At 21.5% G+C, this 18,186-nt stretch carries 13 protein-coding genes; 4 read left to right on the top strand and 9 right to left on the bottom strand.

All coding sequences use genetic code 11. From position 1 onward, the window contains the following. The 4 genes from GJT96_RS01060 to dapE all read left to right on the top strand — a co-directional run. On the top strand, nt 1-274 hold a 274-nt coding region (locus tag GJT96_RS01060), incomplete at its 5' end, for an ATP-dependent Clp protease proteolytic subunit (RefSeq protein ID WP_211080509.1). Nucleotides 275-360: 86 nt separating this feature from the next. Further along, a complete protein-coding gene (gene clpX, locus GJT96_RS01055; RefSeq protein ID WP_169780391.1) occupies nt 361-1,620 on the top strand; it encodes an ATP-dependent Clp protease ATP-binding subunit ClpX in 1,260 nt (419 codons plus the stop codon). A gap of 79 nt (nt 1,621-1,699) precedes the next feature. Continuing rightward, nucleotides 1,700-4,033, top strand: coding sequence for an endopeptidase La (gene lon / locus GJT96_RS01050; protein WP_169780390.1), 2,334 nt, complete (start codon nt 1,700-1,702; stop codon nt 4,031-4,033). 36 nt (nt 4,034-4,069) lie between these two features. Beyond that, a complete protein-coding gene (gene dapE, locus GJT96_RS01045) occupies nt 4,070-5,233 on the top strand; it encodes a succinyl-diaminopimelate desuccinylase (RefSeq protein ID WP_169780389.1) in 1,164 nt (387 codons plus the stop codon). A 9-nt stretch (nt 5,234-5,242) separates the two neighbouring features. Here the strand turns inward: dapE and GJT96_RS01040 are convergent, their stop codons facing one another. The 9 genes from GJT96_RS01040 to GJT96_RS02370 all read right to left on the bottom strand — a co-directional run. Next, a complete protein-coding gene (locus GJT96_RS01040) occupies nt 5,243-6,529 on the bottom strand; it encodes a glycoside hydrolase family 28 protein (RefSeq protein WP_169780388.1) in 1,287 nt (428 codons plus the stop codon). 124 nt (nt 6,530-6,653) lie between these two features. Beyond that, nucleotides 6,654-8,072, bottom strand: a complete 1,419-nt coding sequence (lpdA, locus tag GJT96_RS01035) for a dihydrolipoyl dehydrogenase (RefSeq protein ID WP_169780387.1) — start codon at nt 8,070-8,072, stop codon at nt 6,654-6,656. Between the two features lie 54 nt (nt 8,073-8,126). Continuing rightward, on the bottom strand, nt 8,127-9,590 hold the full coding sequence (locus tag GJT96_RS01030; RefSeq protein WP_169780386.1) for a 2-oxo acid dehydrogenase subunit E2: 1,464 nt from the start codon (nt 9,588-9,590) through the stop codon (nt 8,127-8,129). A 9-nt stretch (nt 9,591-9,599) separates the two neighbouring features. Continuing rightward, on the bottom strand, nt 9,600-12,269 hold the full coding sequence (aceE, locus tag GJT96_RS01025) for a pyruvate dehydrogenase (acetyl-transferring), homodimeric type (RefSeq protein ID WP_169780385.1): 2,670 nt from the start codon (nt 12,267-12,269) through the stop codon (nt 9,600-9,602). Nucleotides 12,270-12,411: 142 nt separating this feature from the next. Then, nucleotides 12,412-14,331: a DNA topoisomerase IV subunit B gene (gene parE, locus GJT96_RS01020; RefSeq protein ID WP_169780384.1), complete on the bottom strand. Its 1,920-nt coding sequence runs from the start codon at nt 14,329-14,331 to the stop codon at nt 12,412-12,414. A 134-nt stretch (nt 14,332-14,465) separates the two neighbouring features. Next, entirely contained in the window at nt 14,466-14,555 is a 90-nt protein-coding gene (locus GJT96_RS02495) for a cytochrome bd oxidase small subunit, CydX/CbdX family (protein WP_169780383.1), read from the bottom strand. Nucleotides 14,556-14,572: 17 nt separating this feature from the next. Then, nucleotides 14,573-15,718 (bottom strand): cytochrome d ubiquinol oxidase subunit II, encoded by a 1,146-nt coding sequence (cydB, locus tag GJT96_RS01010; protein ID WP_169780382.1) that lies wholly within the window; start codon nt 15,716-15,718, stop codon nt 14,573-14,575. A gap of 9 nt (nt 15,719-15,727) precedes the next feature. Then, a complete protein-coding gene (locus tag GJT96_RS01005) occupies nt 15,728-17,308 on the bottom strand; it encodes a cytochrome ubiquinol oxidase subunit I (protein ID WP_169780381.1) in 1,581 nt (526 codons plus the stop codon). A gap of 95 nt (nt 17,309-17,403) precedes the next feature. Then, a partial coding sequence (locus GJT96_RS02370) for a 2-oxo acid dehydrogenase subunit E2 (RefSeq protein ID WP_247646096.1) occupies nt 17,404-18,186 on the bottom strand: 783 nt, incomplete at its 5' end.

Raw genomic sequence — 18,186 nt, 5'->3', positions numbered from 1 at the left:
ATCTTCTGGTAAAAAAAATAAAAGATTTTGTTTGCCTCATTCCAGAATAATGATACATCAACCTATAGGAAATTATCAAGGACAGGTAACAGATATTGAAATTCAAACTAAAGAAATTTTAAGAATTAAAAATTATATAAATAAGCTTATGTCATTACATACAGGAAAATCTATTGAAACTATTGAAAAAGATACAAATAGAGATAAATTTTTATCAGCCCAGGAAGCAATCGAATATGGTTTAGTAGATAATATTATTTGTAATAAAAAATAATATTTATTTTAACTTACAAGTTATATATAAATTCAAAATTATAAAATTTTTTATTTTATTTATCATAAATAAGAATGAGGTTTGTAATGACAAATAATAAGGAGAATTCTAATATAATTTTACGTTGTTCTTTCTGCAAAAAATATCAAAATAAAGTTGATAAACTTATATCAGGAAATAATTCTATATTTATTTGTGATAAATGTATTATATTATGTTTTAATATTTTGCAAGAAAAAAATCAATATACATTTAAAAATTTTTTTAATAATTCAAAAATAAATGAATTAACACCACATAAAATTTTTAATTATTTAAATAATTATATTATTAGTCAAACTAATGCTAAAAAAATACTTGCAGTATCAGTATATAATCATTATAAAAAATTAAATTTTTATATAAAAAATAATTCTATATTAGAAAAAAGTAATATTCTTTTATTAGGTCCTTCTGGATGTGGTAAAACATTATTAGCAGAAACGTTAGCACGTTTGCTTAACGTACCATTTGTTATTACAGATGCAACTACTTTAACTGAAGCTGGTTATGTAGGGGAAGATGTTGAAAATATTATTCAGAAATTATTACAAAATGCTAATTATAATATAGAAAAAACACAACATGGGATAATATATATCGATGAGATTGATAAAATTGCACGTAAATCAGAAAATATGTCTATAACCAGAGATGTTTCTGGGGAAGGAGTACAACAAGCTTTATTAAAATTAATTGAAGGTACAATAGCATCTATTCCTCCACAAGGAGGTCGAAAACATCCCCAGCAGGAATTTATTCAAATAAATACTAAAAATATTTTATTTATTTGTGCGGGATCTTTTTATGGTTTAGAAAATATAATTTTAAATAGACTTAATTGTTCTAGTAATATAGGATTCCATTCAAAAGTAAATAATAATAAGAATAAATTTTTACACAAATATGATATTTTAAAAAAAGTATTACCTAAAGATTTAATAAAATTTGGATTAATACCTGAATTTATAGGACGTTTACCAATTATAACATCATTAAAAGAATTAAATAAAAAACAACTAATAAAAATTTTGTTAAAACCTAAAAATTCTCTTATTAAACAGTATCAAATTCTGTTTAAATATGAAAATATTAAATTAGAGTTTAATAATGATGCTATAGAAGCAATAGCAAAAAAAGCAATAACGTTAAATATCGGAGCTAGAGGATTAAAATCTATTTTAGAAAAATCATTATTAAATATAATGTATAATACACCTTCAATGAAAAATATTTATAAAATAAAAATTGATAAAAAAGTTATTAATGACTTATCTAATCCTGTTATTGAATATAAAAAAAATTAATTATTATAAAATAATAATTAATTTTTTTACATATAAATCATATATTTTAAATGTTTCATAATACTAAAGAGAGAAATTTATGAATTCTAAGGATTCAGAACATATTACAATTTCAGTTTTACCATTACGAGATGTAGTTGTATATCCTCATATGGTAATTCCTTTATTTATTGGAAGAAAAAAATCTATTCGTTGTTTAGAAGCTGCCATGAATAACGATAAAAAAATTATGTTAGTAGCACAAAAGGAAGCTCTTAATGATAATCCTAATATTAATGATTTATTTAATGTAGGTACAATTACATCTATACTACAAATGTTAAAATTACCAGATGGTACTGTGAAAATTTTAGTAGAAGGTTTAAATAGAGCAAAAATAATAACATTATCAGATAATGAAAATTATTTTACAGCAAAAATAAAATATTTATCTTCTCCAGTTTTAGAAGTTAAAGAGCAAAAAATATTAGTAAAAATAGCAATTAATCAATTTGAAAATTATATTAAATTAAATAAAAAAATTCCTCCAGAAGTTTTAAACTCTTTAAATAATATTAAAGATGCAGCTAAATTAGCTGATACTATTGCTGCTCATATGCCTTTAAAATTATCTAATAAACAATTAATATTAGAAATGTCTAATGTTAACAAAAGATTAGAACATTTAATGACTATAATGGAATCTGAAATTGATTTACTACAGGTAGAAAAAAAAATTCGTAATAGAATTAAAAAACAAATGGAAAAAAGTCAAAGAGAATATTATTTAAATGAACAGATGAAAGCTATTCAAAAAGAATTAGGAGAAATAGATGATCATTTTGATGAAAATGAAGTATTAAAAAAAAAAACAGAATCAGCAAAAATGCCAAAAGAAGTAAAAGAAAAAATATTTTCTGAGTTAAAAAAATTAAAAATGATGTCTCCTATATCAGCAGAAGCAACAGTTATAAGAGGATATATAGATTGGATAATGCAAATTCCATGGAATTTAAAAAGTAGATTAAAAAAAAATTTATGTAAAGCAAAAAAAATATTAGATCAAGATCATTATGGGTTAGAATCTGTAAAAGAACATATTTTAGAATATTTAGCAGTTCAAAATAGATCTAATAAAATTAGAGGCCCTATTTTATGTTTAGTAGGCCCTCCAGGTGTAGGAAAAACTTCATTAGGAAAATCTATAGCTAGAGCTACAGGACGAAAATTTATCAAAATAGCATTAGGAGGAATTAGAGATGAAGGAGAAATAAGAGGACATCGTCGAACATATATTGGTTCTATGCCTGGTAAAATTATACAAAAAATAGTTAAATCAGGTGTAAAAAACCCATTGTTATTATTAGATGAAATAGATAAAATATCATATGATATGAGAGGAGATCCAGCATCAGCATTATTAGAAGTATTAGATCCAGAACAAAATATTGCATTTAATGACCATTATCTTGAAATAGATTATGATTTATCATCTGTTATGTTTGTTGCAACTTCAAATTCTTCTGTACATATACCTCTCCCTCTTTTAGATAGAATGGAAGTTATTAAAATTTCTGGTTATACAGAAGATGAAAAATTAAATATAGCAAAAAAATATTTATTACCTAAACAAATTAATCGTAATGCTTTAAAAAAAAAAGAGTTAGTTATTTATGATAAAACAATTATTGATATAATTAGATATTATACTAGAGAATCAGGTGTTAGAGGTTTAGAAAGAGAATTATCTACATTATGTAGAAAAACAGTAAAAGCTATTTTAATAGAAAAAAATATTAAATCTATTGAAATAGATAATATAAATTTAAAAAATTATTTAGGTGTTCAAAAATTTGATTATGGTAAAGCAGAAAATGAAAATCTAATAGGTCAAGTTACTGGATTAGCATGGACAGAAGTAGGAGGAGAGTTATTAACTATTGAAACTGTATGTATACCTGGTAAAGGAAAATTAATATATACAGGATCTTTAGGAGAAATAATGCAAGAATCTATACAAACTGCCTTAACTGTAGTGAAAGCAAGAACAAAAAAATTAAACATTAATACTAAATTTTATAAAAACATAGATATTCATGTTCATGCTTTAGAAGGAGCAACTCCAAAAGATGGACCTAGTGCCGGGATATCTATATGTACTGCTTTAGTTTCTAGTTTAACTAATAATCCTGTAAAAGCCAATGTTGCTATGACTGGAGAAATTACTTTAAGAGGACAAATATTAGCTATTGGAGGATTAAAAGAAAAATTATTAGCAGCTCATAGAGGAGGAATTAATATTGTTCTCATTCCAGAACAAAATAAAAGAAATTTAGAAGATATACCTAAAAATATTATTACAGATTTAAAAATTTTAACAGTGAAAAATATTGAAGAAGTACTATTATTAGTTTTGCAAAATAAACCATTTTAATAAAAAAATATTTTATTTAATAAAAAGTATAATTTTATGTTACAAAAAATAATTAATTTAACTAAAAAACTTATTAAACGTCCTTCTATTAGTCCTTTTGATGCAGGATGCCAAAGTATTTTAATTAAAATACTTAAAAAATTAAAATTTAGTATTAATCATATTAATATTCATGATACAAATAATTTTTGGGCTATTCATAATTTTAAACATAAAAATATATATAATACTTTAGTTTTTGCTGGTCATACGGATGTTGTTCCTCCTGGAGAAATAATAAAATGGAAATTTAATCCTTTTAAACCTATTATAAATAATAATATTTTATATGGTAGAGGGGTATGTGATATGAAAGGTGCTTTAGCTGCAATGATTTTTGCGGCTAAAAAATTTATTTTAAATTATCCTAATTATCATGGTCGTATAGCGTTTATTATTACTTCAGATGAAGAAAGTAATGCAAAAAATGGAACTATAAAAATTATTCAAAAATTATTAGAAAATAAAGAAAAAATAGATTTTTGTATTATAGGAGAACCTACAAGTAATAAAATTATTGGAGATAATATTAAAAATGGGAGAAGAGGATCTTTAAATATTCAATTAAAAATTATAGGTATACAAGGACATGTAGCATATCATAATTTAGCTAAAAATCCTATTCATATGGTAATACCATTATTAAATGAATTAATTTTAAAGAAATGGAGTAAAAATAATAGTTTTTTTCCTGAAACTAGTATGCAAATTACAAAAATTCATTCTAATATAGAAAATAATAATATAATTCCAGGAAATATTATAATTTATATAAATTTTCGTTTTAATAATGAAATAAATCATCAAATTATTTTAAAAAAATTAAATTTTATGCTTAAAAAATATTTTTTAAAATTTAAAATAACATGGGAATTATCTGGAAAACCTTTCTTAAGTAATAAATATCATATAAATGAAAAAAAAAATTTAATAAATATAGTTAAAAAAAGTATTTATTCTATTAATAATTTTAATCCAACATTAATTAATAATGGAGGTACTTCTGATGGTCGTTTTATTATAAAAACAGGTGCACAAATTATTGAATTAGGTTTAAATAACTCAACTATTCATAAAATAAATGAACATGTTCATGTTAATGATTTATATATTTTATATAAAATATATTATCAAATTATAAAAAATATTTTTTTAATTTAATAATTATATTTAAGAAATAAATTTAGTATTAAAAATACTAATATTGTATTTATTATAAATTAAAATCTTTTCTGGGTTTTTTAACCCTTTAAAAATACAATCCTTTAAAAAAATGTTATCTACAATAGATTTTTTAAAGGTATTAATATTAAATACTTGTAAACAATGTTCTATATTTATATCAGAAATAAAAATATTTTTTACAATAGGTATGAAGTTACCCTTATCTTTTTCGTCATATAAATAATCTATATTTAAAAAATAATTCTGAATAAATTTACTATTTATATTTTTAATATAAATATTATTTATAATTCCTCCTCGTTCTGCATTATTTTTAATTTTAAAAAAAGATTGTATTGTATTATTAATAGTACAATTTTCTATAAAAATATTTTTTATTCCACCTGAACATTCACTACCTAATGTAATAGCACCATGACCATTATACATTTTACATTTTTTTATTATAATATTTTTAGAAGAAATATTAATTTTCCTTCCATCGTTATTTGTCCCTGATTTTATTGCTATACAATCATCTCCTGTAGAGAAAATATTATTTTTGATTAAAACATTATTACAAGATTCAGGATTACATCCATCATTATTAGGGCCTAAACTATTAATTTTAATATTTTGAATAATAATATTTTGACTTAGTACCGGATGTATTTCCCACATAGGAGAATTAACAATATGAATATCTGAAATAAAAATATTTTTACATAAATATAATTGAATAAAATTTGGTCTAAGAAAATGATTAATACCAAAAATCCTATCTTTAATAGGAATATTATTTTTATTCATATCTTTTAAAATTTTAACATCATTATTTTGTAAATGATTACCATTAACATCATTTTTCCAAGACCACCAATTATAAAAATTAGCTTGTCCATCTAATATACCTTTACCTGTTATAGCAATATTTTTTTGATTATAAGAATAAATTAATGAAATATAGTTAATACATTCGGTTCCTTCCCATCTAGTAAATACATTATAATATTTATTAGGATCAGTATAAAATTTTAATATCGTGTTATCTTGTAAATGTAAATTTACATTACTTTTTAAAATTATTGGACCTGTATAAAATTCTCCATTAGGAATAACAACAATTCCCCCTCCATTATTATTACAATCATTAATTGCATTATTTATAGCATATGAAATATCATTTTTTTTATTAAAAGATTTTATATATTCTATAACAAAATATTTTTTTGTATTAAAAAATGGAGTTTTTATCTGATTTAAAATATAATTTTGTTTTTTAAAATTATACATATATAATTTATATTAATTAATATAATTATATTATAATTATAGATTAATTAATAATATTTGATATTGATCATTTTTTATTAATAAAATAATATTTTTTTTAATATAAAATTAAATTTTTAATTTATTAAAAATTTTTCGTATTTATAATATCTGTTGCTGTTCCTGTGTATATTTCTGCTGCTATACCAATAGATTCATAAAAAGTAGGATGTGCATGTATTGTTAATGAGATATCTTCTATATCACATCCCATTTCAATTGCTAAACTTATTTCTCCTAATAGTTCTCCTGCATTATGTCCCACAATACTTCCTCCTATAATTCTATTAGAATCCTTTTCTATAATTAATTTTGTTAAACCATTTTCTGCATTAGAAGATACTGCTCTTCCTAATGCTTTCCAAGAAAAAATAGAACTTTTATAATTTAAATTATTTTTTATTGCACTTTTTTCTGTTATTCCTATCCAAGCTATTTCTGGATGAGTATAAGCAATAGATGGAATTATTTTAGGTACAAAATAATGTTTTTTACCTGAAATTACTTCTGCAGCTAAATGTCCTTCATGTATTCCTTTATGAGCTAACATAGGATAACCGACAACATCTCCTACTGCATATATATTAGAAATATTAGTTCTCATCTGATTATCTACATTAATAAATCCAGAATTATTAATAAAAATTTTATTAAATTTTTTATTTATAAAATCAGAATTTGGTTTTCTACCAATTGCAACAAGAATTACATCATATTCTTTTGAAAAGACAGATTTATGATTATCATTAGTCATTTGTACTTGTAATAAATTTTTATTAGCATCTACTGATATTATCTCAGTTCCAAATATAAAATTAAATTTATTTTTTATATTTTTTTTATAAATATCAATGATATCATCATCCACTTCTGATAAAAAAGTATTTGAAATTTCTATTATATCTATTTTAGTACCAAAAGATTGATAAATTGTTGCCATTTCTAAACCAATAATTCCACTTCCTATAATCATCATTTTTTTAGGAATTTGTTTTAAATTTAATGCATCTGTAGAATTCCAAATTCTTTCATCTTTATAAGGAAGATTTGGTAAAATTATAGGTTGAGATCCAGTAGCTATTATTGCATTTTTAAATAAAATTTTCAAATTATTTTGATTAATAACATTTAAACAATTTTCTGTTTCTAAAAAACCCATGCCATGAATAATATCAATATTACGTTTTTTTGCTAAAAAATTTAATCCATTAGTTAATTTATTAACTACATCTTGTTTCCAATTAATAATATTATTTAAATTTATTTCAATATTATTATTAAATACTCCTTTTTTTAAAAAAAATTTATGTTCTTTTATGATTTTAGCTATATTTAATAATGTTTTAGATGGGATACAACCTACATTTAAACAAACTCCACCTAATTTTTTATAATTTTCTACTATTATAGTTTTTAATCCTAGATCACTACAACGAAAGGCGGCTGCATATCCTGCAGGACCTCCACCAATTACAACCACTTCAGTTTTTATTGTATTATTCATATTTAATCTCTATTATTAATAATTTTTTATTATATATATTTTTTTAAAAAAAAATTATATTAATATATTTCTAATATCAGATGCTAAATAACAAATGTAATTTAAAAAATTAATACCTTCCACCCCATTAATTACACGATGATCATATGACAAAGATAATGGTAACATAAGTTTTGGTAAAAATTTATTTTCTTTCCATATTGGTTTTATACTAGCTTGCGAAATTCCTAAAATTGCTACTTCTGGAAAATTAATTATAGGTGTAAAAAAATTTCCTTTAAACTGACCAAGATTAGATATAGTAAAACATCCTCCTTGCATATTATTTGGATGAAGTTTATTATTTTTTGCTTCATAAGAAAGATTAACTATTATTTGAGATAAATCTTTAATATTTTTATTTAAAACATCAAAAATTACTGGAACAAATAATCCTTGTTTTGTATTAATAGCTATACCAATATTAAAATATTTTTTTATTATTAAAGCATGATTATCTTTTGATAAAGAAGAATTAAAATTAGGATATTTTTTTAATGCTAATGCACAAATTTTAATCATAAAACTTAATAAAGTTAATTTAATATTTTTTTGTTTTTGATCGAATTCTCTATTTTTTTTAATTCTAAATTTTTCTAGATTAGTAATATCAGTTTCTATATGTTGTGTAACATGAGGAATATTTTTCCAATAATTAGATAAATTTTTACTAGAAATTTTTTGTATATTATTTAAATTAATTTTTTCACAATTACCAAATTTTTTATAAATAAAAAGAGAATTTTGAATATCGTAATTTTTTATTGTATTTTTATCTTTAATGTATTTTAAAATATCTTCTTTAACTATTCTATTTTTTAATCCACTTGGTTTAATTTTTTTTAAATCAATATCAAATTTTCTTATCATTTTCCTTATAAAAGGAGAAGCATGTATATACATTTGTGTATCATTTTTAAAAAAATTTTTTTTAATAAATGTTTTTATTATGCTTTTTTTCCCCTCTTTTATATAAGAATTAATATACATAAATATATCATTTTTATATATATAATCATTAATTTTAACATTAATTTTATTAACAATTCCTGAACATGTAGAAGCTATCTCAAATTTATTTATATCATTTTTAATAATAATTAAAGTCTGATTTTTTTTAAAAAAATCATTTTTTTTTACTAAAATAGCAAAAATTTTCATTTTTTTTATACCAATATCAGGAATAATTAATTTTATCTTTTTCTCATTTAATATTTTTTCTTCCTTTTTAAGAAAATCAGAAATTTGATTATTTGATAATTCTAAAATTATATCTCCTTTATGAATTATATCTCCTATAGAAATTATAATTTTTTTAATTATACCCTCATAATTAGAAGGTATTTCAATAGAAGTTTTGTCACTTTCTACTGTAATAATAGATTGTTCTTTTTTAATAAAATCTCCTTCTTTAACTAAAATATCAGTTACTTTCATTTTTTCAATTCCTGTATCAGGAAATATTATTTTTGTATACATGTTTACCTTTTAGGAATTTCTCGGATTATGTTTATTTGTGTTAATTTTATTTTTTTTAATAAAACTTAAAATTAATTTTAAATTAATAAATTTTAAATCAAATAATATATTTAATATAGCTAACACTATGTATTTTTCATCAATTTCAAAAAAATCACGTAAGTTTTTTCTACTGTCAGAACGACCAAAACCATCTGTTCCTAATACTAAATAATGATTTGTTGGTATATATTTACGAATTTGTTCTGCAAAAGTTTTTATGTAATCTGTAGCAGCTACTGTTGGATAATTTTTCATTATACTTGTAATATATGGAATGCGATTTTTTTCAGAAGGATGTAATAAATTCCAATGATCACAATCTTGTCCTTCTCGAGCAACTTCGGTAAAAGAAGTAACACTAAAAATATCTGAATTAATATTATATTCTTGATATAAAATATTTGCTGCTTTAAGCATATTACGTAATATTGCTCCCGAACCTAATAATTGAACGGTAATTTTATTTTGATTGCTATTTATAGTAGTAAGTTTATATACACCTTTACAAATACCATATTCATTTATTAAATTCATAGATGGCATATCGTAAATTTCATTCATAGTAGTAATATAATAATAAATATTTTCTTGTTTTTTTCCATACATTCGTTGTATACCATTATTAATAATAACAGCTAATTCATAAGCATAAGTAGGATCATATGATATACAATTAGGAATTGTTAAAGAATAAATATGACTATGTCCATCTTCATGTTGCAATCCTTCACCATTTAAAGTAGTACGTCCAGAAGTTGCTCCAATTAAAAAACCTCTAGCTTGTTGATCTCCAGCAGCCCAACAAAAATCTCCAATTCTTTGAAAACCAAACATAGAATAATAAATATAAAATGGTATCATTGGAAAATTATTAGTTGAATAAGAAGTTGCAGCAGCTAACCATGATGCAAAAGCTCCAGACTCATTTATTCCTTCTTGTATAATTTGTCCTTTTATATCTTCTTTATAATATGTAAATAATGATTTATCTTGTGGGGTATATTGTAGTCCATTTGAATTGTATATTCCTATTTGTCTAAATAATCCTTCTATACCAAATGTACGTGCTTCATCAGAAACAATAGGAACTATCCTATTACTAATATTTTTTTTTCTTAATAAGATATTTAATATACGTAAAAATGCAATTGTTGTAGATATTTTATTTTGTTGTTTTAATAAAATTTGAAAATCATTTAAATTAGGTAATATTAATTTTTCTGTAAAATTAATTCTCCTATATGGGATATATCCCCCTAATTTTTTACGTTGATTATGTAAATAATTATATTCCAATGAATTTTTAGTAAAAGTAATATAAGGTAACTTATATAAATCTTTATCATTTATAGGAATATTTAAATTATTACGTATATATTTTATTGCATTAATATCGATTTTTTTAATCTGATGAGCAATATTTTTACCTTCAGCTATTTCTCCTAAACCAAATCCTTTAATTGTATGAAATAATATAACTATTGGTTTATCAAGGATACGATATGCTTTTTTAAATGCTGTATAAATTTTTTTTGGGTCATGACCACCATACTTTAACTTTTCTATATCTTGATCAGTAAGATTTTTAACTAGATCTAATGTTTCTGGAAATTTTCCAAAAAAATTTTTTCTAATATAAGATCCATTTTTAGAATTAAAATTTTGAAAATCTCCATCTAAAGTACTATTGATTAATTCAATTAATTTTCCAGTTTTATCTTTAATTAATAAATTTTCCCAACTATTACCCCATATAACTTTTATAACTTTCCATCCAGATCCTTTAAAAATATTCTCTAGTTCATTAATAATTTTACCATTACCATATACAGGTCCATCTAACCTTTGTAAATTACAATTTATAATAAAAATTAAATTATTTAATTTTTCTCTTGAAGCAATATTTAATACTCCTTTTGATTCTGGTTCATCCATTTCACCATCTCCTAAAAATGCAAAAATTTTTCTATTTTTATTTTTATATAATCCTCTATTTTCTAAATATTTAAGAAATTTTGCCTGATAAATTGCAGATATTGGTCCAAGTCCCATAGATACAGTAGGAAATTGCCAAAAATTAGGCATAAGTTTAGGATGTGGATAAGAAGATAATCCCCTACCAAATATTTCTTGACGAAAATTATCTAAATGATCAACATTTAGTCTTCCTTCTAAAAAAGATCTAGCATAAATTCCTGGTGAAATATGTCCTTGAAAATAAATAATATCTCCTTGATCTCTATCATTAGATGCTTTAAAAATATGATTAAAACAAACTTCATAAATATGTGAAGAAGATTGATAAGATGCAATATGGCCACCTAAATCTAATTTTTTTTTAGAAGCTCTTAAAATAATCATTATTGCATTCCATCTAATAAAAGATCTAATTTTTTTTTCTAATATTAAATTTCCAGGATATAATAGTTCTTCTTCTTTTGAAAAAGAATTAATATAATTTTGACTATTATTATTTAATATAATATTATTTTTATTAAGGTGTGTTATTATTGTTTTTACTAAAAATTTAGCTCTTTCAATACCTTCTTCTTTTATAACAGAATCTATTGATCGTACCCAATCATTTGTTTCAATTGGATCCACGTCATTATAATATAATAGATACTTATCTGACATGGTTATTATTCCTTATTTTAAATGAAAAATTATAAAGTATCGTTTAAATCATAATTTATAATTTATAATTATATATATTGAAATTTAAATATATATAAATTTTTTTATGAAAATTAATTAAATAAATTTAAAAAAAAAATTTTTAAAAATTTATCATTGTTGTTATATCACCTTTTTTTTGCAACCATTTACGACGATCTCCTGCTCTTTTTTTAGCTAATAACATGTCCATTATTGAAAATGTTTTATTAATTTCCTTTTCATTATTATTAATAACTAATTGAATTAATCTACGACTAGTAGGATTAAAAGTTGTTTCTCTTAATTGAGTTGGATTCATTTCACCTAATCCTTTAAATCTTTGTATATTTATTTTTTGTTTATTATTTTTATAATTACATTGTTCTAATATTTTTTTTTTTTCACTTTCATTTAAAGCATAAAAAATTTGCTTATTTAGATCTATACGATATAAAGGAGGCATTGCTACATAAATATGTCCATTTTTTACTAACGGTAAAAAATGTTTTATAAATAAAGCACATAATAAAGTAGCAATATGTAATCCATCTGAATCAGCATCAGATAAAATACAAATTTTATTATATCTTAATTTTTTTAAATCTTCATTATTGGGATAAATACCTATAGCTAAAGAAATATCATATATTTCTTGTGAAGATAAAATTTCCTCAGAATTTACTTCCCAAGTATTTAAAATTTTTCCTTTTAATGGCATAACAGCTTGAAAATTTTTATTTCGTGCTTGTTTTGCTGATCCTCCAGCTGAATCTCCTTCTACTAAAAAAAGTTCAGTTTGTTTTGTATTATGAAAAATACAATCTGATAATTTACCTGGTAATATTGAACTTGTATTATAATTTTTTTTTTTAATAAATTTTTTAGAAGCTCTAATACGTTTTTGTGCATTTATTATAAAAATATTAATTAAAAAAGTTCCTATTTTAAAATTTTGGTTTAACCAGATAATAAAAGCATCTCTTACTATATTTGCTACAAAAATAGTACATTGTCTAGAAGCTAAACGTTCTTTTGTTTGTCCTGTAAATTGAGGATCTTGAATTTTTACAGATAAAACATATGAACATTTATCCCAAATATCTTCTCCTAATAATTTTATATTTCTAGGTAACATATTATGAAAATTACAAAAATAACGTATTGCATCTAATAAACCTAAACGTAATCCATTAACATGTGTTCCACCAGAAGTGGTGGGAATTAAATTAACATAACTTTCTGTAATAAAATTATGATTATTTTCTGATATCCAAAACAATGCCCAATTTAATTGTTTAACATTATTAACATGTACACCTGTAAAAGGGATACTAGGTATAGTAGTAATATTTTTTACTGAACTAGTTAAATATTCTAATAAACCATTTTTATAATTCCAACAATAATCATCTTTATTATTTTTATTTTTAAAATATACAGTTAAACCTGAACATAAAACTGCTTTAGCTTTTAATAAATTTATTAAATGAGTAGATAAAAAAGTATGATGTTCAAAAAAACGTCGATTTGGCCAAAATCTAATTTTTGTTCCTGTTTTTTGTTGATTTAAATTTTTATAAAATTTAAGATTTTGAATTTTATATCCATTCTCAAAAATAATTGTATAAATTTTTTTTTGTCGAAAAATATTCACTTCCATTCTTTTTGATAATGCATTTACAACAGAAATACCAACACCATGTAAACCACCAGAAAAATTATAATTTTTATTAGAAAATTTTCCTCCTGCATGTAAACGACATAAAATAAGTTCAATAGCAGGAACACCTTCTTGAGAATGTATATCAATAGGCATACCTCTACCATCATCAATAACTTCTAATGATTGATCTTTGTATAAAGTTACAAAAATATTATTTGCATATCCCGCTAATGCTTCATCTACACTATTATCTATTACTTCTTGTGCTAAATGATTAGGTCTAGTAAGATCTGTATACATTCCTGGACGACGTCTTACAGGATCTAGACCTTCTAAAACTTCTATAGAATCTGCATTATATTGATTTAAATGGTTCATTTTTTATTAATTATATAATAATAATTTTATATTTTAAATATAAAAAAAATCCATTTTTAGTCAATTATTTTTAATAATTTTTTATTATTTTATTTGTCTGATATTTATTTTATTAAACATGTCAAATAAATTTTTTATACGTTTTTATTTTCTTTATTTAAAGTTATAAAAATAGTTAAAATACATGAAAATAAAACTCCTATTAACCATATTAAGTACCACATATTATGTCCATTATTATTTAATAATAAAAATTAGATTTTTTTTTTATTTCTTTTTTATCAATTTTAAAAAACATTTTTTTATAACACCAAATAGTATACATTAAAACAATAGGCATAAATATAATAACTATATATAACATTATTGTTAATGTTAATGTACTTGATGTAGAATTCCAAATAGTTAAACTTTGTATATATTTTATGCTTGAAGGAATAATAAAGGGGAACATTATAATTCCTATAGTTATAACTATACTAATAATATTTAATATTGAAAAAATAAAAGTAATTATTAATTTTTTAAATAGAGATGATAATATCATTAATAAAGGAAAAATTACATTTAATAAAGGTATTATATATAAATATGTATTTTTTTGAAAATTATTAATCCATGCATACTTTTCATAAGTAACATTACTATTTTCTATAAAAAACTCTTTTACATTATTATGTAATAATGGATAAATTTTATAACCTTTTGTATAAATTGTAATATTTATAAATGATAATATAAAAAAAATCATTAATAATATAGAAAATAATTTTAAAATTATATTTAATCGATAATTTATACTATTTTCTTTAATTCTTATTTGTAAATAAGATGCACCATGATTAATAATAACTATTATTATAGTTAAACTGATTAATATACTTGATAAATCAAATAAATTTAAAAAATTTCCTTTAGAAAAAATATGATAATATCTGTCCCTATAAAATGGAACACCTTTAAATATATTACCTAATGCTATACCAATAATAAAAGGAGGTATTATACTTCCTATTGAGATAAAGATATCACATATTTTTTGCCATATTTTATTTTTAATCTTAGATCGATATTCAAAACCTACTGGACGTAAAAATAAAGATATTAATAATAATATTATTGGGATATAAAAACAAGAAAATATAGTTGCATAAACAATAGGCCATGCTGCAAATAAAGCAGCCCCAGTTGTAATTAACCATACTTGATTTCCATCCCAATGAGGAGCAATAGTATTTATTATAATTCTACGTTCAATATTATTTTTTCCAACAATAAATAATAAAATACCTACTCCCATGTCTATCCCATTAGTAATTAGAGAACCTGTCATTAATACACTAATTATTAATGACCAACTTATACACAAAATTTTATGATTTAACATTAAAATAACCTAATTTATATTTTTATGTAAAATATTTTTTTGTATTTTTTTTTCAAAAAAATATTTACCAGTGCCTAAAATACTAGGTCCTATACTAGATATTTTATATATTAAAAATAATTCTATCATTAATAAAATAGTATAAAAAATAAAAATTATAATTATTGAAAATAATACTTCTATTAATTGTAATGAAGATCCAGCCATATATGTTGGTAATATTTCTTGAATGGCCCATGGTTGCCTACCATATTCAGCAACAAACCACCCAGATTCAGATGCAATCCATGGTAATGGAATTGAATATAAACATATTTTTAGTAGATATTTTTTTTTTTCAATATTATTTTTTATAATACTAAATATAAAAACTAGTGTTAATACAATTAATAATAATACACTAGATAACACCATAATTCTAAAAGAAAAAAATAAAGGACTTACTAATGGTATAGATTTTTTAGCTATTTTTTTAATTTGAATATAACTTACATTATTAATATTTTTATAATATTGTTTAATTAAAAATCCATATCCTAAAAATTTTTTATTTTTATTAAAAATCTTTATATTATCTGTTTGTAAATTTCCATTTTTAATTTTTTCGAGAGCAATTAAAGCTTTTAAACCATTCTTAATTTTTAATTCATTTTCTTTAATTAAATCTTTTATTCCTAAAACAGGTAAATAAAAAGATCTTGTAGCTATTATACCTAATAAATAAGGTATTTTTATAGAATATTTATTTAATTGTTTTTTTTGATTAGGAATTCCTATTAAATTAAATGATGCTGGAGGTTTATGTGTATCCCATTCTGCTTCAATAGCTGCTAATTTGATTTTTTGTTTATTACCTAATTGATATCCTGATTCATCTCCTAAAATTATTACAGATAAAATAGAAATCAAACCAAAACAAGAAGCAATAATAATAGATTTTTTTGCAAATTTAATATCTCTTTTTTTTAAAAGGTAATAAGAACTAATTCCAATAATAAACATTGATCCTGTTGTATATCCAGCTGTTATAGTATGTACAAATTTAACTTGTGCTGTAGAATTAAGAATTAAATTCCAAAAATTATTTATTTCCATACGCATATTATGATAATTAAAAAAAGATGCAATTGGATTTTGCATCCATCCATTAGCAATTAAAATCCAAAGAGCAGAAAGATTAGAACCTATTGCAACACACCATGTTACAAGTAAATGTTGTAATTTATTTAAACGATCCCATCCTAAAAAAAATAAACCAACAAATGTAGATTCTAAAAAAAATGCTAATAAACCTTCAATAGCTAATGGTGCCCCAAAAACATCACCAACATAATGTGAATAATATGCCCAATTTGTTCCAAATTGAAATTCCATTGTTAACCCAGTTACTATTCCTAATGCAAAATTAATACCAAATAATTTACCCCAAAATTTAGTCATATCTCTATATATTTTTTTTTTAGATAAAAAATATATTGTTTCCATAATAGCTATTAAAAAAGATAATCCTAATGTCAATGGTACAAATAAAAAATGATACATTGCTGTTAATGCAAATTGTAATCTTGATAGGTCAATAATATTTAACATTATTAATCCTTCTTAAATTTGAATATTATTAGTTATTTATTTTTATTATTTTACCTAAATATTTATTTACATAAATTTTTTTAAAAAATTAAAATTTATAAAAATAAACACATAGGATTTTCTAAAAATTTTTTTATTAACATCAAGAAACCGATAGCATCCTTACCATCTATTAAACAATGATTATATGATAATGCTAAATACATCATAGGCATAATATATATTTTATGATCTATAACAACAGGCCTTTCTTTAATAGAATGCATTCCTAAAATAGCGCTTTGTGGTGGATTTATAATCGGAGTAGACATTAAAGATCCAAATACACCTCCATTTGTAATAGTAAAAGTTCCACTTTTTAAATTTTCTAGAGATAATTTATTGTGATTACTTTTTTTAACTAGTTCTTTTATTTTTTTTTCAATATTTAATAATGATAATTGATCAGTATTATATATAATAGGAGTTATTAAACCTCTTTTTGTTGCAATTGCAATATTAATATTATAATTTTTATTATAAATAATATTTTCTCCTTTAATAAAAGCATTGATTATTTTAAATGATTTTAATGCTTTAGTAACAGCTTTAATATGAAAAGAAGTAAATCCTAATTTTAAATTATAATTTTTTAGTATAAAATCTTTATAATTATTTTTTATATCAATAATTTTTTTCATATTAACTTCATTAAAAGTTGTTAACATAACAGTATTTTTCTTAGAATTCATCAATTTACTAGAAATATATTTTCTAATTGGACTCATTTTTTTTATTTTAAAATCATTTTTTTTTAAATTTTTTTCTTTATTTTTTTTAATCTCGTTAGAATTTTTTAAATTTACGTTATTTAGTTCCTTATTTAAAAAATTAAAACT

This window comes from Enterobacteriaceae endosymbiont of Donacia piscatrix (assembly GCF_012569525.1).
In the GTDB taxonomy this organism is placed as follows: domain Bacteria; phylum Pseudomonadota; class Gammaproteobacteria; order Enterobacterales; family Enterobacteriaceae.
Note: the sequence above shows the minus strand (reverse complement) of the source record. Positions and strands in the feature narration are given on the sequence as shown.